This is a genomic window from Streptomyces cyaneochromogenes (assembly GCF_003963535.1).
GTDB lineage: Bacteria > Actinomycetota > Actinomycetes > Streptomycetales > Streptomycetaceae > Streptomyces > Streptomyces shaanxiensis.
The window spans coordinates 9925583-9942948 of record NZ_CP034539.1 but is presented as its reverse complement, the minus strand read 5'-3'; the positions used below and the strand labels follow the sequence as shown (position 1 = coordinate 9942948).

Here is a 17366-nt window from a genome sequence, read left to right as displayed (position 1 = left end):
GGTTACTCCTCTTCCGTCACGTGGGGGAGGGCCAGGCCGTCCGGGGTGCTGCGCACCAGGCCCCGGGCGGTCATTTGCTGGATCTTGCGGTGCACGGAGCCGGGGTTGCGGCCGGTGGCACGGGCGATCTCCCGCACGCCCGCCGGACCCCCGAGCAGCGCGCGTTCGATCTCCTCCGCGAACTCGTCCGTGCGGGTGTTGCCTGTTGCGTGTTGCGGGCGTCCGCCCAGGTCAAAGGCGTGTGCAACGGGGGCAACGGCAACGGGCTCAGGCGCCTTGACGAGCGAGACGCGCGGGCGCATCGGGTAGCGCTGGAGCAGCGCATCGGACACCGTGGCGCAGCGGGCCGGGCGCGGCTTCTTGTGGTCCGCGTCCTTGACCAGCAGCCAGCGGGAGGGCAGCTCGTGCGGGGCCCAGCCGTCGGCCACGGACTCGTCCCCGAGCACGATGCGGGCATCGGACGCCCGGCCGACCTGGAGCGCGATACGGCCCTGGAACTGAGACCGGATGTCGGTGTCGACCGTGCTCGCCTTGCCGATCTGTTCGCCGCCCCAGATCCAGAGGCCGTACGCGCGGCACTTCTTGATCAGCGTGGCCACTGGGCCGGTCGGCAACACGGTCATGGAGACGCCCAACTCATCCAGGATCAGGACCAGTTCGGGCCCATCCACGTCGGGGTCCCACATGCGGGCACCGCGCGCCTTGAGCACGGCCGCCCGGCGGGGCAGCTCCTCCCCCAGCAGCCAGCCCAGCCGGGCGGGCTGGTCGTCCAGCTCCACGACGGGGATGCCTGCGGCCTCGTAGGGCTGACCCTCCAGGCCGTCCTTGGCGTCCCAGAACTCGACGTCCATCCCGGCCGCGCGCGCCGACGTCGCCAGCGCGATGAACACGCACGACTTGCCGGAGCCGGTGACGCCGGTGACGAGCAGGTGCTGACTGAGCTTCACCCGCACCCAGGGCGCGAGCACCCCCGGCCGGGCCAGCGGGACACCCCTACGCGGACGCCGGGCCGGACGCCAGCGGAACGCCCACGGGAAGGCCCGGGGCGCCGTCCAGCGCCACGCCTGGAGCAGGCGCGCGGACAGGGTGGGAGACGCGGCCTTCTCGTGTGCCCGGCGCTGGCGGCGTGCGGAACGGGTGGCCTTCCGCTCCCGCAGCAGGTACCGGAGGTAGAGCCAGCCCCCGGCGGCAGCGGCGAGGCAGAGGTAGACGGTCATGCCGTGCCCCCGCTCTCGCCCTCCAGGTAGCGGATGAGGTCAGCCGTGCGGACGCGCTGCTGCCCGAGGGCACGTTCGATGGGCACGGGGAACTGCCCCCGCGCGGCCAGGGTGAAGGCGGTGGTCCGGCTGATGTTGAGGGCGCGGGCGGCCTGCGTGAGGGAGACGAGCGCGGGCCAGGCGCGCACCTCGTCCAGGGTGGCGGGTGTGTCCATGGGGCTCCTGTCGGGACAGGACCCGGCCCAGCACACAGAAGAGACCACGGACCTGTGTGTCTGGTCCGTGGTCTCGTGGTCGTCTTGCGACTCCCAACGTACGGCAGGATTCGGCGGAATTCCAGAGAGTTCAGGGGCGTACTTTACCCCGTCTGACCTGGGCGAATTCGTTAAATGATCTGGTGTGACTCACGGGACGCATGGTGAGCCGGCAAAGGGTCCGGGTCAGTCCAACTCGCGAAGAGCGGCGATGAGTTGTTGACCCTCGGGGGCACTCCGGCGCAGCAGCACGGCGGCTGTGGTGTGCAGCTCGTTCCAGGAGTGCGGGCGGCCGATGGCTGCGGCATCGGGCACGGCCTCCAGCGCCACGGCGAGAGCCTGGGGAGCCTCCCCGGCTCCGGCGTAGGCGTGCGCCAGGCACGTGCGGTACCAGGTCTTGTCCCGGCGGTAGTCGTCCGGCAGGGCGGCCAGCCCGACCGTGAGGTGATCCACGGCCGCGCGCCAGTCCCGCAGGTGCAGCGCGGCCATGCCCCGCTGGAGGGTGAACCAGGTCTCGCCGTAGAAGTACATCCAGACGGGCTCGTCCTCGGGGTGCTCGGCGGCCCGGCTGATGAGATCCTGCGCCTCGTCCAGGAGGCGGGTGGCGTCGTCGGCGTCGCGGTTGAGGGCGTGACCCCGGGCGGCCATCTGCGCGGCCATGCCCTGCACTCCGAGGGACGCCCCGGGGGCCGACCAGCGTGCCGCCTCAGCCAGCCGGACGGCCCTGTCACCCCGGCCGCCCGACCACGCCATGTGCGCCTTCATGCTCAGCGTCGTCGCGGCCATGTTGGCGTCTCCGGCCTCCAGCGCCCATTCGTGCGAGCGGTCGTACCAGGCGAGCGCGGCGGCTGTCTGGCCCTGGTCCTGCGCCATCCAGGCCAGGAACTGCGCGTGCTCGGCGGCGAGGCGGACGACACGGTCAGCCAGGGGCCCACGGGCGGAGGCGTACAGGTTGACGACCGTGCGGAGTTGCTGGCGCATGAGGTCCACCAGGGGCCGCGAGCCGATCTCGTCCTCGGCGCGGCGGTGTTCGGCGAGCAGCCGGTCGAGCCAGTCCAACGTGGGTGCGTCTACGCGGTGTTCGGACTCGACCACGGAAGTCACCCGGGTGAGCAGGTCGTCATCCGGCCCGGGGCCGGGGAGCACCAGCCCCGCCACCGGAGCGGCCGGAGCCTCAGCGCGGACGCGCACAAGATCGGTCGGGATGTCCAGGCCGGTGACGATGCGCTGCCGGACCTCGACCGAGGTGACCCGGCGGTGGCCGCGCTCGATGGCGGAGACGTCGGGCTGGACCAGGCCGACGCGCTCGCCCAGCTTGGTCTGGCTCAGGCCGGTCAGCCGCCGGTACGTACGCAGCACCGTGCCCCAGTCCTCGGCGGTGACGGCGGCGATGAGCTGCGGGTGGGACCAGAGGTCAGGTGCGGAATCCCCCATGAATTCAACGATATAGGGCCGGGCTATAGGGCGGCCCAATTGTGACGGGTGGTGCGCCAACACGAAGGTGAGGTGACCTGCGAGGGAGCGAGGGGATCATGAACAAGACGACGATGGCGGAGCCGGTGCACGTGGGTCTGCCGGAAGCGGAACCGGTGCCGGTGGACGGGTGCGACGTGTGCGGAGCGCTGGCCCGGGAGCGGGAACAGGCGCGGCGCGACGGCGACCTGAGCAAGGTCACTGACCTGAACGTGGAGATGCGCACGCACCAGGCGGCCGAGCGGTGAGCGCCCCCGCGACGGACCGGCCGCCGCTGTCGGCCGAGTGCACGCTGGGCCAGCGGCCGGACTACCGGGACGTGCACCGCATGTGCAACCAGACCCGGGACGTGCCGCTGCCGTACTCGAACGGGACGGTCCTGCTCACGCGGCGGTGCGGGTGCGAGTGCCACTGGCGCCGGGGTGATGCGCAGTGACGGCGGGCGTGCGCGTGTGCCGGGCGTGCGACGAGGAGATCACCGACCCGGCGGACGGGGTGATCGTGGCTCACGAGCTGGGCAACTCGGGGCCGGGGTGGGACGTGTGGGCGCACCGTGAGCACGCCGACGACGTGGAGCTGATCGACCCGGACCTGCTGCGGATCATGACGAGGATCTGGGCTGCACGGATGCTGTAGCCCCCAACAGCACGGAGCCCGGCCGGTGATGATGCCCGGCCGGGCTCCGTGCTGTGCGTGGGTGGGTCAGGCGCGGCGGCGCAGCAGGGCGACCCGGAACGGCGTCAGCACGGGACGCTGAGGAGCCGTCTCCGGCCTTGTGCCCGTGGCCAGCAACCGGCGTAGGGCCTGGCCGACTTCGGCCGCCTGAGCGCCGTACAGCGGCTCGCGGATGTCGTCGCTCATGCTGCCGTCACCTCCGCCTTGTGCCAGCGGACGCGGTCGCGTACGGCCGGGGAGGTGCTGTCGGCCACGCGTCGGATACGCGGCTGGCCGAGCGCCCCGCGCGGGCCGAGCACGATGGCGGCCACGGTGCGCTGCACGGCGATGTCGGCGGCCACCCACCGGTCAGCCGCGCCGGGGCCGGTCTCGAACACCTCGCTCAGCGGGTCGGGCGCGGCGAGCGCGGACAGCTTCGCCTCCAGGGCGGCGATGTCCGTCTCCAGCTCTTCCATGTCGGCGGTGTGCCGCCGCCGGGCGCGGGCCGTCTTGGGCGCCGGAGTGGCCTCAAGCTCGTCCAACTCGCCACGGAGCCTCGCCAGTTCGGAGCGCGCGGAGGACAGCTCGGAGTCGCCGTCGTCGGCGAGCGGTTCGGGGACCTCCGAGGCGGGGGCGAGGAACAGGTAGGTCATCAGCTCGTTGAGCACGTGGCCGTCGGTCTGCTCCTTGTCGATGGTGAAGTGATCGTGCAGGTAGCACCGGTACACGAGGCGGCCGTCGTAAGCCTTGCCGCCGGGGCGCAGGCTGACCTTTCCGCCGCACACGTCGCAGCGCAGGACGCCGGTCAGCACGTGCTTGACGATGTTGCTCGTGGTGGACTTGCGGGAAGGGTCGGCGAGGATGCGCTGCACGGCGTCGAACAGCTCGGGCTCGACCAGCGGCTCCCAGTTGCCGGGGCGCTCGGTCACGATCTTCTCGCCGGTCCGGGGATCGGTCTCGGTGTGCACGCGGATGCCGACGTACGCCTTCCGCTTCAGCATCTGCGCCAGGTTCTGGCGGCTGAAGGGCACCCCTTCGCGGCTGACGATGTCGCGCTTCAGCCAGTCCTGCTCCACGGACCGGATGGACTCACGCCTGCGGCCGTTCCACCCGGCCACCCGCTCGAACAGCTCCACGATGAATGGCCCCTCGATGGGGTCGGCCTCCTGGGACACCGGGCGCGGACGGCCGTCGATCAGCTCGTACGTCCGGCGGAAGCCGAAGGGGATCCTGCCGTGCGGACGGGCGGCGGGCTCGCCGTCGTCGTTCACGGCGTCGATCGCGCTGTTCACGCCTCGCAGCGTACGGGCAGACAGCAGCCGGGCTTCCTTCTCGGCGTCCTTGATGCCGGTGATCAGGGTGTCGCGGTCGCTGTAGTTGGAGGGGTTGAAAGTCCGGTCGAGACTGGTGACGTGGATCAGGTAGCCGCGCTCCTCGCACAGGTCGACGACCTCCACGCCGGACAGCGTCTTGCGGGTCAGGCGGCTGATCTCCCACAGGACCAGGACGGTCCCGGCCGGGCCGAACGCGCCGGATCGCATGTCGGCCACCATGCGGAGGAAGTCGTCGTTCGGCTTGAGCGCCTTGTGCCAGGCGCTGCCGGTGTCGGTGTACGGCTTGCCCCACGTCCACGGGCCGTGCTCGGCCTCGGCGCTGAGGTTCTGGGTGTGTTGGTCCTGCGTGCTGCGGCTGCGGTGCCCCCGGCCCTTTGATGACCGCGCGTACTCCCGCGCCGTCTGGGTCGCTATCGCCAGTGCCATGGCCTGGCCCCTCCCTGTCCCGTAGGGTCCTGGTATGTCCCCTTCCCAATCAACCGTAGGTGTAATTCTGACCGTGGACGACGACCCGGGAGTGTCCCGGGCGGTCGCCCGTGATCTGCGGCGGCGCTACGGCGAGTCGCACCGCATCGTGCGCGCGGAGTCCGGCGAGTCCGCGTTGCAGGCGCTGCGCGAGCTGAAGCTGCGCGGTGATCTCGTCGCCGTGATCCTGGCCGACTACCGCATGCCTCAGATGAACGGCATCGAGTTCCTGGAACAGGCCCTGGACGTGTACCCGGGCGCCCGCCGTGTGCTGCTGACCGCCTACGCGGACACGAACGCGGCGATCGACGCGATCAACGTCGTCGACCTCGACCACTACCTGCTCAAGCCGTGGGACCCGCCCGAGGAGAAGCTCTACCCGGTCCTGGACGATCTGCTGGAGGCCTGGCGGCGCAGCGACTACCGGCCGGTGCCGAGCACCAAGGTGGTCGGACACCGCTGGTCGGCGCGATCGTCGGAGGTGCGGGAGTTCCTCGCCCGCAACCAGGTGCCGTATCGCTGGTACTCGGCGGACGAGCCCGAGGGGCAGCGACTGCTGGCCGCCGCCGGGCAGGACGGGCAGCGGCTGCCGCTGGTGATCACGCCCGAGGGGACGCCGCTCGTGGCACCGGAGGCACCCGAGCTGGCCGCTCAGGTGGGGCTGGCCACGACGCCGACGTCCGAGTTCTACGACCTCGTCGTCATCGGCGGCGGACCCGCCGGGCTCGGCGCGGCCGTGTACGGGGCGTCGGAGGGGCTGCGGACCGTGCTGGTGGAGCGGTCGGCGACCGGCGGGCAGGCCGGGCAGAGCTCCCGGATCGAGAACTACCTCGGCTTCCCGGACGGCGTGTCCGGCGCGCAGCTCACCGACCGTGCCCGGCGGCAGGCGACGAAGTTCGGCGCCGAGATCCTCACCGCGCGCGAGGTGACGGGTCTGGAGGTCAGCGGCGCCGCTCGGATCGTACGGTTCTCGGACGGCTCGGCGGTCGCCGCGCACAGCGTGATCCTGGCGACCGGGGTGTCGTACCGGCAGTTGCAGGCACCGGGCTGCGACGACCTGACCGGCTGCGGGGTGTACTACGGGTCGGCGCTGACGGAGGCGCCCGCATGCCAGGGCCAGGACGTGTACATCGTCGGCGGCGCCAACTCCGCGGGGCAGGCGGCGATGTATCTGTCGCGGGGCGCCAAGTCGGTGACGCTGCTGGTACGCGGCGGGTCGCTGTCGGCGTCCATGTCGCACTATCTGATCCAGCAGATCGAGGAGGCGCCGAACATCTCGGTGCGCACCGGCACGGTCGTGGAGTCCGCGCACGGCTCCGGCCACCTGGAGCAGCTGACGCTGCGGGAGGTGGAGAGCGGGCGCAGCGAACTCGTCGACGCCCAGTGGATGTTCGTGTTCATCGGCGCGGCCCCGCTCACCGACTGGCTGGGCGAGACGGTGCTGCGGGACGAACGCGGGTTCATCCTGGCCGGGCCCGACCTGACGTCCGACGGGCGGCTGCCGGCGGGCTGGGAGCTGGACCGGCCGCCGTACCACCTGGAGACCAACGTTCCCGGCGTGTTCGTGGCCGGCGACGCGCGCGCCGAGTCCGCGAAGCGGGTCGCGTCCGCGGTCGGCGAGGGAGCCATGGCCGTCATGCTCGTCCACCGTTATCTGGAGCAGTCATGAGCGGACACCCGCTGCCGTGCAACCCCGAGGAGATCGGCTCGCTGTTCCTGTTCGAGAAGCTGACGCCGGAGCAGCTCGGACGGTTGTGCAGCGAGGGGCGGATGGAGCGGTTCGAGCCCGGTCCCGTCTACACCGAGGGCGAGCCGGCCACCTGTTTCTACGTGATGGTCGAGGGCACGGTCGTCCTGTCGCGCCGGGTGGGCGGCGACGACGTCGAGGTGAGCCGTACCTCCCAGCGCGGGGTGTACGCGGGGGCCATGCAGGGCTATCTCGGGGACCGGGTGCGGCAGGTCTACAACGGTTCCATGCGGGTCACCGAGCCGACGCGGTTCTTCGTGCTGCCCGCCGACTCGTTCGCCGGCATCATGCAGGAGTGGTTCCCGATGGCGGTCCACCTGCTGGAGGGCCTCTTCTTCGGTTCGAAGAACACCCAGCGGGCCATCGGGCAGCGCGAACGGCTGCTGGCGCTGGGGTCGTTGTCCGCCGGTCTCACGCATGAGCTCAACAACCCCGCGGCGGCGGCCGTACGAGCCACCGCGACGCTGCGGGAGCGGGTGGCGAAGATGCGGCACAAGCTCGCCGTCATCGCCGGCGGCTCCTACTCCCCCGAGACCCTGGCGAACCTCGTGGACATCCAGGAGCGCACCGCCGAACGTGTCGCCAAGGCGCCCGCGTTGAGCCCGCTGGAGGCCTCGGACCGGGAGGACACGCTCACCGACTGGCTCGACGACCACGACATCCCGGAGGGCTGGCGCATCGCCCCCACCTTCGTCCAGGCGGGCCTGGACGTCGACTGGCTGGACCAGGTCGCGTCGACGGTGGACGAGGACATGCTGCCGAGTGCGGTCGGCTGGCTCAACTACACCGTCGAGACCGAGCTGCTCATGGACGAGATCGCGGACTCCACCACGCGCATCTCGCATCTCGTCGACGCCGCCAAGCAGTACTCCCAGCTCGACCGCGCGCCCTTCCAGAACGCCGACGTGCACGAACTCCTCGACAGCACCCTGCTGATGCTCTCGGGCAAGATCGGCCGGCAGATCAAGGTCGTCAAGGAGTACGACCGTACGCTGCCGAAGATCCCCGCGTACCCGGCGGAGCTCAACCAGGTGTGGACGAACCTCATCGACAACGCGGTCGCCGCGATCAACAGCGCGGGCGGCGAGGGGACCTTGACCGTGCGGACGGCCTCGGACCACGACCGGCTGCTGGTGGAGTTCCGCGACACGGGCGTGGGTATCCCGCCGGAGAACCGGGGGCGGATCTTCGATCCCTTCTTCACGACGAAACCCGTGGGTGAGGGCACCGGGCTCGGCCTCGACATCTCCTGGCGGATCGTGGTCAACAAGCATCACGGCAACATCCAGGTGGAGTCGGTGCCGGGTGACACACGGTTCCAGGTGCTGCTTCCGCTGACAGCGGTCGAGGAGGAGTCCGAATGACCAGCGACAACGGAATCGATCCGAGCGTTCCGCCGAGCGGGAGCGGGTGCGCCGAATGCGATGCGGTCGGCGGGTGGTGGTTCCATCTGCGGCGATGTGCGACGTGCGGTCATGTGGGCTGTTGCGACAGTTCGCCCGCGAAACACGCGACCGCGCACTTCCGGGACACCGGCCATCCGTTCGTGCAGAGTTTCGAGCCGGGTGAGGAGTGGTTCTGGGACTACGCCACGAACGAGATGTACGAGTCGGGACCCGAGCTGGCTCCGCCGGTGAGCCATCCGGCCGATCAGCCGGCGCCGGGGCCCGCGGGGCGGGTCCCGGACGACTGGGCGAAGACGCTGCGCGCCTGATCGCGCGTATCGCGGCGCTCCCTCGAAATCAGGTCGACCCGGGTGTTGTCGGTCGTGAGTGACAGGATGTATCCGTGTCGCAGACCTCATTCAGCACGCCGTTGATCGGGCGGGACGTCGAACTGGACCGGCTCTCCGGGGTGTTGGAGCGTGCCCGGGGCGGTGAGGCCCGGGCCGTGCTCATCGCCGGCGATGCCGGGGTCGGCAAGACCCGGGTGCTGGACGAGGTCGCGGGGCGGGCCGTCGATCGCGGCATGATCGTGCTGACCGGACACTGTGTCGATCTCGGTGATGTCGGGCTGCCGTATCTGCCGTTCACCGAGGTGCTGGGGGCGGTCGCCGGTGACGAGCGGTTCGCCGACGTCCTGGCCGCGCACCCGGTGGTCGACCGGCTGCTGGGCGGCGGGACGGACGCGGTAGGGGACCGGCTACGGCTGTTCGAGGGCATCGCGGGGCTGCTGGGTGATCTGGCGGATGTCGCGCCGGTGCTGCTCGTGCTGGAGGACCTGCACTGGGCCGACCAGTCGTCGCGGGACCTGCTGCGGTTCCTGCTGAGCCGGGGGATCCTGCAGCGGGCCGCGAGCGGGGCGCCCTCGCACCGGCTGGCCGTGCTCGCGTCGTACCGCGCGGATGATCTGCATCGGCGTCATCCGCTGCGCCCGTTGCTCGCCGAGCTGGTGCGGCTGCCCGCCGTGGAGCGGCTGGAGCTGCGGCCGATGGCCGACGCCGAGGTGGCCCGGCTGGTGCGGGCCGTGCAGGAGCGGCCGCTGCCGGACGCCACGGTGCGACGGATCGTCGAGCGGGCCGAGGGGAACGCCTTCTACGCGGAGGAACTGGTCGCGGCCACGGACGCGGAGCCCGGCGGGATGCCCGGCGGGCTGGCCGACGCTCTCCTGATCCGGTTCGAGCAGCTGACGGACACCGCGCAGCAGGTGCTGCGCACGGCAGCCGTCGCGGGACGTCGTGTCGAGCACGACCTGCTGCTCGGTGCCGTGGGTATTCCGGAGGAGGAGCTGGAGTCGGCGCTGCGTGAGGCCCTCGGGCGGCAGCTGCTCGTGCCGGGCGACCGCGACACGTATGCCTTCCGGCACGCGCTGGCACGTGAGGCGGTCTACGCCGATCTGCTGCCGGGTGAACGGGCCCGGCTGCACGGCACGTTCGCCCGCCTGCTCGCCGGACGCGGACGCACGGCCGAGACGGCGGCGGAGCGCGCCCATCACCACCGCGCGAGCCATGACCTGGCCGAGGCACTGGTCGCCTCGCTGGAGGCCGCCGACCACGCGCAGGGGGTGGGCGCGCCCGCCGAGGAGCTGCGGCATCTGGAGGCCGCGCTGGATCTGTGGTCGTCGGTGGACCCGTCGGCGCGGCCCTCGGGTGAGCGCTACGACCGGGTGACGCTCACCCTGCGCGCGTCGGCGGCGGCCGCGCACGCCGGGGAGGCACACCGCGCGGTCGCCCTCACCCGCGCCGCACTGGCGGGTGTGGGCCACGACGCGGACACCGAGCTCGCGGCCCGGGTCCGCTACACCCTCGCCGGCAATCTGCTCGGCGTCGACAGCCTGAACGCGGCGTTCGCCTACAGCAGTGAGGCGCTCGCCCTGATCCCGGCGGAGCCCCCGTCGCGGACCTGGGTGTGGGCGGCGGCCACGCATGTCATGGCGGCGCGCACGGTCGGGGAAGACGAGACCGCGCTGCGGGTCGCCCGCGAGGCCCTGCGCACCGCGGAGAAGCTCCAGGTGACGGATGCCCGGGCCGACCTGCTCATCTCGCTGGCCACGCTCGAGGGCGGTGGCCGGCGCACGCCGCAGGGACGTGAACGGCTCCGTGAGGCACGGGAGTTGGCGCGGCAGTCGGGCAACGCGCCGGTGGAGATGCGCGCCCTGTTCCATCTCGCCGCCGGCTGCCACGAGTCCGGTGATCTGGAGGAGTCCTTGCCCTGGCTGGCGGAGGGGCTGGACCGGGCCCGGCGTGCGGGCTTGCTGTCCTCGCCGTATCCGCTGGAGATGCGGTTTCTGCAGCTGCTCGTGCTGTACACGCTGGGCCGCTGGGACGAGTGCGTGCGCACCGCGGCGGCCGACGCCGAAACGCTGCCCGCGTCCGGCGCCTACACGTTCGGCCCGGCACTCTACGTCGCCCTCGCGCGCGGTGACTCCGCGGCCACCGAGCAGGCTCGCGCCCTGCTGGAGGGGCCCTTCGACTGGATGAGCACGCTCGTCGCGGCCATCACGCTCACCGACGCCGCCGCGCTGCGCGGTGACGCGGAGGAGGCGGTGCGGCTGATGCGTTCGACCGTGTCGGCCCTCACCGACGACACGGGGATCCTGCCCGACGTCACGGTCCGGCTCGCCGCCCTCGCGCTCTGCGCCGTCGCCGACCGGGCCGCCGAGCTGCGCCAGAACGGTGACGAGGCGGGGGTACGCGGCTGGGCGGACACGGCGACCGAGCTGGTCGAACTGGCCCGGACGACGGCCGCACGCGGCCGGGTCGGCATGCCGCAGGGCCCGGAGGGCATGGCGTGGCTGGCCCGTGCGGAGGCGGAGTGGGCGCGGGCGGTGGCCGGGCCGGACGCGGCCGCGTGGGCGAAGGCGGTGGCCGCGTTCGACTACGGCGACGACTACGAACGGGCGCGGTGCCGACTGCGCCACGCCGAGGCCCTGTTGGCCGCGGGCGACCGCGAGGCGGCGGCCACCGAGGCCCGGGCCGCCCGGGAGACGGCGGCCCGGCTCCGCGCCACTCCCCTGCTGGAGCGACTGGACACCCTCGTTCGCCGCGGGCGCCTCGCGGAGGCCTCACCCGACCGCTCCTCCCCGCTCACGGCCCGCGAGCAGGACGTCCTGCGCCTCCTCGCCCTCGGCCGCAGCAACCGGCAGATCGGCGAGGAGCTGTACATCACCGGCAAGACGGCGAGCGTCCACGTCTCCAACATCCTCGCCAAGCTGAGCGCCGCGAGCCGCACGGAGGCGGTGGCGGTGGCCTATCGGGAGGGCCTGATCACGCGTGAGGAGACGGTGGGCGGGTGACACGGCCCGCCAGATCAGCCGGTGGCGTCGCAGTCCAGGGTACTCAGGTCTACGGCGTCGGCCATAGCCTGCATGCCCTTGTCGTTGGGGTGTATGTGGTCGCCGCCGTCGAGGGCCGGAAGCATCCTCTCCTGGTCGTAGGGGCTGCGCAGGATGCGGTCGAAGTCGGTGACGGCGTCGAACTCGCCGCTGGTGCGGAGGAAGGCGTTGACCTCCTGGCGTACGGCCTCGGCGGCCGGGTCCCATTCGTGCCAGCCCTTGAAGGGGCCGACGGTCGCGACCGCCACGCATTTACCGGCCGCGTGCGCCCGGTCGGCGAGCTCGCGGTAGCCCTCGATCAGGTCCTCGGCGGTGACGCCCGTGTGGGCCTTGATGTCGTTCACGCCCTGGAAGAGGAACACGGTCCGCACGCCCGGCAGGGACAGGGCGTCGCGCTCCAGCCGGTTCAGCGCGCTCTGGCCGGGGCCGTCCGCGAGGACCTTGTTCCCGGCGATGCCCTCGTTGGCCACGCCCTTCACCGCCGTGTCGGCCTTGCGCAGGCGGCGGGCCAGGTAGTCGGGCCAGCGGCGGTTCAGGTCGGAGGTGGACGCCCAGCCGTCGGTGATGGAGTCGCCGAGGGCGACGACGGCTTCGGTGCCGGCGGGGGCGCGTACGGAGACGGCGTCGAGGTAGAACCAGGAACTGGTCGGGATGGTCCAGGCGGCGCCGCTCTCCTCGGCGGTGTGGTCGCCCTGGGTGGCGTACGACGTCTGCATGGCCATCCAGTGGCCGCTCGCCGGGCCACCGGCGTCCGGGCTGTGCAGGCTGACGACGAGGTCGGTCTCGGCGGGCAGCCTGCCGGGCAGCGGGTCGCTCCACACGGTGCCGCCCGCCGGCACGGTGACCGTGCGCGCACCGCCGAAGGCCAGGCGCCGGTTGCTTCCCGGCCGCAGTTCGGCGCCCTGCTTCTGGACGCCGGCGTAGACGCTGTCGAAGGTCATCGGCCGGTCCCCGAAGGCGTTGGAGAGCCGGATCCGCAGGTCGCTTCCACCCGTGCTGGTGTGTACGACGAGGCGGTAGCCGCGGCCGGCGATGCCGTCGCCCATGCGGTCGGCGCTCGCCGCCCAGGTGACGACGCCGCTCGCGTCGGCGGTGGCTTCGGCGGGCGCGGACTGGCAGGCGACGAGCGTCAACAGGACGGCGGCCGACGGGAGTCGGGGCCTCACCGGGCGAAGTCCTTCAGGGTGACGGCGGCACCGGGCTTCAGGGTGAGCGTGCGGGACACGTCACCGTACGCGACCGTCGTGGTGCGGCCGCCGACGCTGTGGACGCGGGCCTCGGTCGGTCTGCCGTCGCGCCAGCTCAGGTCGACCTCGAAGCCGCCGCGCGCGGCCACGCCCCTGATGGACCCCGAGGCGGCCCAGGCCTCGGGGAGCGCGGGGAGGAGTTCGATGTGTCCCGGCCGGGAGTACAGCAGCATCTCCACCATCGCGGCCGGTGTGCCGAAGTTGGCGTCGATCTGGAAGATGCCCCGGCCGCGTTCCACCTCGTAGATGTCGAAGAGGTTGAATGCCGTGCCGTTGCTGCCGTCCGTCGAGGGGCGGAGGTTGTTGACGAACAGTTGGTAGGCGTTGTCCGCGTCCTTCAGGCGTGCCCAGCACAGGCTGCGCCAGGCGTTGGCCCAGCCGAAGCTCTCCATGCCGCGCGCGGTGAGCACGGCGGTGGCGCCGGCGACGATGTCGGACGGGGTGGAGCCGTCGGGGCGGATGCGGTCGCCGGGGAACAGGCCGACGAGCGGGGACAGGTGGCGGTGCGTGGTCTCACCCAGGTTGTCGGGGGACATCCACTCCTCCAGCCAGCCGGTGGTCGGGCTGACCCGCGGCAGGTACAGCCTCCTGCGCAGTGCGGCGATCGTGTCCGCGTAGCCGGTGTCCCTCCGCAGCTCGGCAGCCGCGGTGCAGTAGTTCCCGAACAGCGCCCACACCAGTTCCTGAGCATAGGTGATGCCCTTGGCGTCGAGCGGGCCGTGCTCCGGCGACCAGTCGCTGTCCGCGACGAGGACCTCCCGCGAGGTGCCGGGGAGGGTGGTGGCGAGCAGCCGCGCCGCCCAGAACTCGCACGCGCCTTTGAGCAGCGGGTAGATCTTCTTCAGGTGTTCGCGCGACCCGGTGTACTCGTAGTGCTCCCACAGGGTGGTGCACAGCCAGGCGTTGCCCGCCGGGTGCCACCACCAGCCGCCACCGCCGTAGGGGTTGGTGGAGATGGCGACGGTCCAGCCGGCGTTCTCACCGCTGGAGTTGCGGTAGCGGTTGCGCGGGTCGTTGAAGAGGCGGCGGGTGATGTCGGTCCAGGACGGGAGCTGGGCGAGACAGTAGTCGGTGAGGGCGTCGAAGCAGGGCCCGAGGCCCGTCCGGTCGGCCATCCAGTAGTTCATCTGGATGTTGATGTCGGTGTGGTAGTCGCCCATCCAGTCCGGGTCGTTGCCGTCCAGCCACAGCCCCTGGAGGTTGAGGGGCAGGCTGCCGCGTGAGCCGGAGATCATGAGGTAGCGGCCGAACTGGAGGTAGGCGGCTTCCAGTTCGGGGTCGGGTTCGGGATCGCGGGTGCGGGCGTGCAGGCGCTCCCAGGTGTCCAGTTCGCGCTGGGCGTCCGTGGAGGCGCCGAGGGAGAGGTCGAACCGTCCGTACAGGGCGCGGTAGTCGGCGACGTGGGTGCGACGCAGGGCGCCGGCCGATTCCGTGGCGGCGGCGCGGACCTTCGTACGGGCCAGCCGCTCGGGGTCGAGGGAGGCGTCGCGGAAGCCGGCTTCGGCGTCGGGCGCGTAGTTGGTACCGGCGCCGACCACCACCGTGAGGTCCTTGCAGCCGGAGAAGTCGATCCGGGTGCCGTGCACGCCGACCTTGCCGCCACTGCCGCGGGCCGTGACGGCGGCGCCGTAGCGCAGGCCGTTGGGGAGGGTCGCCTCGAAGGACTCGGCGGCTGTCGGGTTCTCGCCGTGGGTGCCGGTCAGCTGGATGGTGCCGGTGTAGCGGCCGCCGCCGCTCTGCGTGAAGTGCAGGACGATGACGTCGTCGGGGTGGCTGGCGTACATCTCGCGCCGGTAGGTGACGCCGGAGCGGACGTAGGAGCTGGTGACGAGGCCCTGGGCGAGGTCGAGGGTGCGGCGGTAGCCGGAGACGGCGCCGAGGTCGTGGTCGGGGATGTCGACGGTGAGCCTGGCCAGCAGCGTGAACGAGCCGAAGTCCGAGCGGCCGTAGGGGAACTGGCCGTCCTTGTCGAGCGTGTCGTTGAGGCCGCCGGTCCACATGGTGGCGTCGGTGATCAGCAGCAGTTCGCGGCCGGGGTCGTTGCTCGCGAGGGCGCCGATGCGGCCGTTGCCGAGGGGCAGGCCCTGTTCGATCAGGGAGCCCTCGTCGCCGGGGGCCTGCCACCACAGCCGGTGGCGGGAGGCGTCGGCGGGCAGCGGGACCTCTGCGGGGCGGGCGGGTGCGGCAAAGGCGGTGAAGGCGGGCAGCGTGCCGAGGGTGGCGGTGAGCCCCGCGGTGGTGGCGAGGGAGAGGAGGGTTCTTCGGCTCGGCTCGTTCGGGCTGGTGTCCATGTGCGGCTCCGGATGCGTCTGGGGCGGGGGCCGGCGCGGGGGGGACCCCCGTTGGCGTGGCGAGCGGATCAGGAGGACTGCGGAGGGATCAGGGGGTCTTCTGTACGTCGATCCGGTCGATGTCCGGCGCATAGCCGGTCCCGCTGTCGAACGTGATCGCGTTGGCCCCGGCCTTCAGCTTCACCGGCACATGGACGCTGTTCACCGTCCCCCAGTCGCCGGTGGACGCGAACTTGTGGGAGGTGGCGCCCCCTCCGTTGGCCGAGACCAGGACCGAACGGGAGTCACCGCTGATGTAGGCGACCTTGATCTGGTAGGTGCCGGCCTTGGCCACCACGACGTCGTTGACGGTGACCTTGCCGCCGGCGTAGAGGTTGCCGACCTTGCGGCCGTCGGAGCAGGCGGAGCAGTCGGCCACGGAGGCGTTGCCGCCGAGGGTGTTGGTGCCCGCCTCGGCCTCGTAGGCGGTCCAGGAGAGGTTCGTGCCCCGCGGGGTGACGGTGAACAGACGGGAGCCGTGCGCCGGAAGCGCCTGGGTGATCTTGTCGGTGTGGCTGCCGAGGTTCTCCTTGTTCCACACGTCCCGCACCGAGGCCCTGCCCTTGAAGCCGAGGGTCGGCCAGTTGGCGGTCACCGAGGCGGGGGCGTCGGAGAGGTTGAACAGGGCCACGGTGTAGGTGCCGTCGGGGTTCTTGGCGGACCACACCTGCTGCGGGTCGGATGCGGTGACGGGTTCGGCGGGCGGGGCGCTGCTCTGGTTGATCGCGATGACCTCGCGGTCGGTGAGCAGCTTCAGGCCGTAGGAGTCGAGTTTGGTGAGGTCGTCGCCGGTGAACAGCGGGGACTTGGCGATGGCCCACAGGGTGGTGTAGCTCTGCCGCTCGGCCTTGGTGAGGCCGTCCATCTCGCCGTTGCCGACGTTGAGGGAGTCGAGGTCGTTCCAGCCGCCGGGGCCGGCGTGGTCCGTCCAGGCCGGGGCGTCGTCCCAGCGGTCGTCGACCGAGTTCTCCCAGGTGACCAGGGTGTTGCAGTAGCACTCGACATCGGTGTCGATGCGCCAGCCGTTGGAGTACTTCTTCCAGTCCGCGACGTGCCCGTAGGCGAGGGACCAGGACAGCTCCAGGTGGATCGGACGGCCGGCGGTCTTGATGGCCTTCTGCCAGGCGGCGACGTCGGCGACGTTGTTGTAGTTGTCGCCGTCCTTGAACGAGCCGGGGCCGACGCCGTCGAGCTTGAGGAAGTCGTAGCCCCAGTCGGCGAACATCCGCGCCTGGGAGTCGATGTACTTCTGCGCGCAGGGGTTCGAGAAGTCGATCTTGTACGCGCTGTCCCAGCCGTTGGTGGTGCGCAGGTCGTCGTGGACGATGTCGCCCGTGGTGCAGCCGTCGGTGTTCCAGATCGGGTTCTTGCCGTCGTTGTACGCCCCCTTCTCCAGGCCGACCGGGAGGTAGATACCGGCCTTGAGGCCCTTGGAGTGGATGCGGTCGGCGACGGCCTTCATGCCGCTGGGGAAGCGCACCGGGTCGGCCTTCTGACGGCCGTACTCGTCGAACTGCGACTTCCAGGACCAGTCCATCCACCACCCGGCGTCTATGTTGACGTACTCGTAGCCGTACTTCTTCAGCTTGGCGGCCATGGCGTCGGTCTGCTTGATGACGTTCGCCTCGGACAGGTAGCTGTAGTCACCCTTGGGGTTGAGGCCCGGGTACTTCGACGACTGCATGGTCCAGCTCGTCCAGCCCAGGTAGGGCTTGGCGGCCACGGCGGCGGCGGTGGCCGGGGCGTCCGGGGGTGTGCTGGTCTCCGCCTGTGCGGCGGGGACGGCGGCGGTGACACCGGCGGTGAGGGCCAGGACCACCACGGTTCTCAGGGCGCGTGCGGGCAGGACGGAGTACGAGGATGACCGCATGG

Annotated in this window: 15 protein-coding genes; 7 read left to right on the top strand and 8 right to left on the bottom strand. The window is 71.5% G+C overall.

Features of this window, described 5'->3' with window-relative positions:
- Positions 1–2: 2 nt before the first annotated feature.
- From EJ357_RS44625 to EJ357_RS44615, 3 genes are all read right to left on the bottom strand, one after another.
- Complete coding sequence (locus EJ357_RS44625; RefSeq protein ID WP_126398128.1) at positions 3–1217, bottom strand: helix-turn-helix domain-containing protein; 1215 nt, start codon at positions 1215–1217, stop codon at positions 3–5.
- On the bottom strand, positions 1214–1432 hold the full coding sequence (locus EJ357_RS44620) for a helix-turn-helix transcriptional regulator (protein ID WP_126398126.1): 219 nt from the start codon (positions 1430–1432) through the stop codon (positions 1214–1216). The genes EJ357_RS44625 and EJ357_RS44620 overlap by 4 nt, the downstream gene beginning before the upstream one ends.
- Positions 1433–1657: 225 nt before the next feature.
- A complete protein-coding gene (locus EJ357_RS44615) occupies positions 1658–2905 on the bottom strand; it encodes a helix-turn-helix domain-containing protein (protein ID WP_126398124.1) in 1248 nt (415 codons plus the stop codon).
- Positions 2906–3003: 98 nt separating this feature from the next.
- Here EJ357_RS44615 and EJ357_RS44610 point away from each other — a divergent pair, with 98 nt between their 5' ends.
- Genes EJ357_RS44610 through EJ357_RS44600 form a run of 3 tightly spaced genes read left to right on the top strand, consistent with a single transcriptional unit; the run spans position 3004 to position 3580 of the window.
- Entirely contained in the window at positions 3004–3192 is a 189-nt protein-coding gene (locus EJ357_RS44610) for a hypothetical protein (RefSeq protein WP_126398122.1), read from the top strand.
- Entirely contained in the window at positions 3189–3380 is a 192-nt protein-coding gene (locus tag EJ357_RS44605) for a hypothetical protein (RefSeq protein WP_126398120.1), read from the top strand. The genes EJ357_RS44610 and EJ357_RS44605 overlap by 4 nt, the downstream gene beginning before the upstream one ends.
- Positions 3377–3580 carry a hypothetical protein gene (locus EJ357_RS44600; protein WP_126398118.1) on the top strand — a complete coding sequence of 68 codons (204 nt, stop codon included), beginning with the start codon at positions 3377–3379 and terminating at the stop codon, positions 3578–3580. The genes EJ357_RS44605 and EJ357_RS44600 overlap by 4 nt, the downstream gene beginning before the upstream one ends.
- A gap of 66 nt (positions 3581–3646) precedes the next feature.
- Here EJ357_RS44600 and EJ357_RS48730 read toward each other — a convergent pair whose 3' ends face one another.
- Positions 3647–3805, bottom strand: coding sequence for a hypothetical protein (locus EJ357_RS48730; RefSeq protein WP_175647754.1), 159 nt, complete (start codon positions 3803–3805; stop codon positions 3647–3649).
- Complete coding sequence (locus EJ357_RS44595; RefSeq protein WP_126398116.1) at positions 3802–5358, bottom strand: recombinase family protein; 1557 nt, start codon at positions 5356–5358, stop codon at positions 3802–3804. The genes EJ357_RS48730 and EJ357_RS44595 overlap by 4 nt, the downstream gene beginning before the upstream one ends.
- A gap of 34 nt (positions 5359–5392) precedes the next feature.
- Here EJ357_RS44595 and EJ357_RS44590 point away from each other — a divergent pair, with 34 nt between their 5' ends.
- From EJ357_RS44590 to EJ357_RS44575, 4 genes are all read left to right on the top strand, one after another.
- The gene (locus EJ357_RS44590) at positions 5393–7066 is read left to right on the top strand and encodes an FAD-dependent oxidoreductase (RefSeq protein WP_126398114.1); all 1674 of its coding nucleotides are present in this window, start codon (positions 5393–5395) and stop codon (positions 7064–7066) included.
- Positions 7063–8508 carry an ATP-binding protein gene (locus EJ357_RS44585; RefSeq protein ID WP_126398112.1) on the top strand — a complete coding sequence of 482 codons (1446 nt, stop codon included), beginning with the start codon at positions 7063–7065 and terminating at the stop codon, positions 8506–8508. Before EJ357_RS44590 ends, EJ357_RS44585 begins: the two co-directional genes overlap by 4 nt.
- On the top strand, positions 8505–8858 hold the full coding sequence (locus tag EJ357_RS44580; RefSeq protein WP_126398110.1) for a UBP-type zinc finger domain-containing protein: 354 nt from the start codon (positions 8505–8507) through the stop codon (positions 8856–8858). The genes EJ357_RS44585 and EJ357_RS44580 overlap by 4 nt, the downstream gene beginning before the upstream one ends.
- 74 nt (positions 8859–8932) lie before the next feature.
- On the top strand, positions 8933–11878 hold the full coding sequence (locus tag EJ357_RS44575; RefSeq protein ID WP_126398108.1) for a helix-turn-helix transcriptional regulator: 2946 nt from the start codon (positions 8933–8935) through the stop codon (positions 11876–11878).
- Between the two features lie 14 nt (positions 11879–11892).
- Here EJ357_RS44575 and EJ357_RS44570 read toward each other — a convergent pair whose 3' ends face one another.
- The 3 genes from EJ357_RS44570 to EJ357_RS44560 form a co-directional block, all read right to left on the bottom strand.
- Positions 11893–13083: an SGNH/GDSL hydrolase family protein gene (locus EJ357_RS44570; RefSeq protein WP_126398106.1), complete on the bottom strand. Its 1191-nt coding sequence runs from the start codon at positions 13081–13083 to the stop codon at positions 11893–11895.
- Positions 13080–15455 (bottom strand): glycosyl hydrolase family 95 catalytic domain-containing protein, encoded by a 2376-nt coding sequence (locus tag EJ357_RS44565; RefSeq protein WP_126398104.1) that lies wholly within the window; start codon positions 15453–15455, stop codon positions 13080–13082. The genes EJ357_RS44570 and EJ357_RS44565 overlap by 4 nt, the downstream gene beginning before the upstream one ends.
- Positions 15456–15543: 88 nt before the next feature.
- Positions 15544–17364, bottom strand: a complete 1821-nt coding sequence (locus EJ357_RS44560) for an alpha-galactosidase D (RefSeq protein ID WP_126398102.1) — start codon at positions 17362–17364, stop codon at positions 15544–15546.
- Between the last annotated feature and the right edge of the window lie 2 nt (positions 17365–17366).

Coding starts and splice junctions, on each gene's coding strand:
- EJ357_RS44585 (WP_126398112.1), top strand. CDS start 7,063: ATGAGCGGACACCCGCTGCCGTGCAACCCCGAGGAGATCGGCTCGCTG.
- EJ357_RS44615 (WP_126398124.1), bottom strand. CDS start 2,905: ATGGGGGATTCCGCACCTGACCTCTGGTCCCACCCGCAGCTCATCGCC.
- EJ357_RS44590 (WP_126398114.1), top strand. CDS start 5,393: ATGTCCCCTTCCCAATCAACCGTAGGTGTAATTCTGACCGTGGACGAC.
- EJ357_RS44610 (WP_126398122.1), top strand. CDS start 3,004: ATGAACAAGACGACGATGGCGGAGCCGGTGCACGTGGGTCTGCCGGAA.
- EJ357_RS44620 (WP_126398126.1), bottom strand. CDS start 1,432: ATGGACACACCCGCCACCCTGGACGAGGTGCGCGCCTGGCCCGCGCTC.
- EJ357_RS44625 (WP_126398128.1), bottom strand. CDS start 1,217: ATGACCGTCTACCTCTGCCTCGCCGCTGCCGCCGGGGGCTGGCTCTAC.
- EJ357_RS44560 (WP_126398102.1), bottom strand. CDS start 17,364: ATGCGGTCATCCTCGTACTCCGTCCTGCCCGCACGCGCCCTGAGAACC.
- EJ357_RS44595 (WP_126398116.1), bottom strand. CDS start 5,358: ATGGCACTGGCGATAGCGACCCAGACGGCGCGGGAGTACGCGCGGTCA.
- EJ357_RS44580 (WP_126398110.1), top strand. CDS start 8,505: ATGACCAGCGACAACGGAATCGATCCGAGCGTTCCGCCGAGCGGGAGC.
- EJ357_RS44565 (WP_126398104.1), bottom strand. CDS start 15,455: ATGGACACCAGCCCGAACGAGCCGAGCCGAAGAACCCTCCTCTCCCTC.
- EJ357_RS48730 (WP_175647754.1), bottom strand. CDS start 3,805: ATGAGCGACGACATCCGCGAGCCGCTGTACGGCGCTCAGGCGGCCGAA.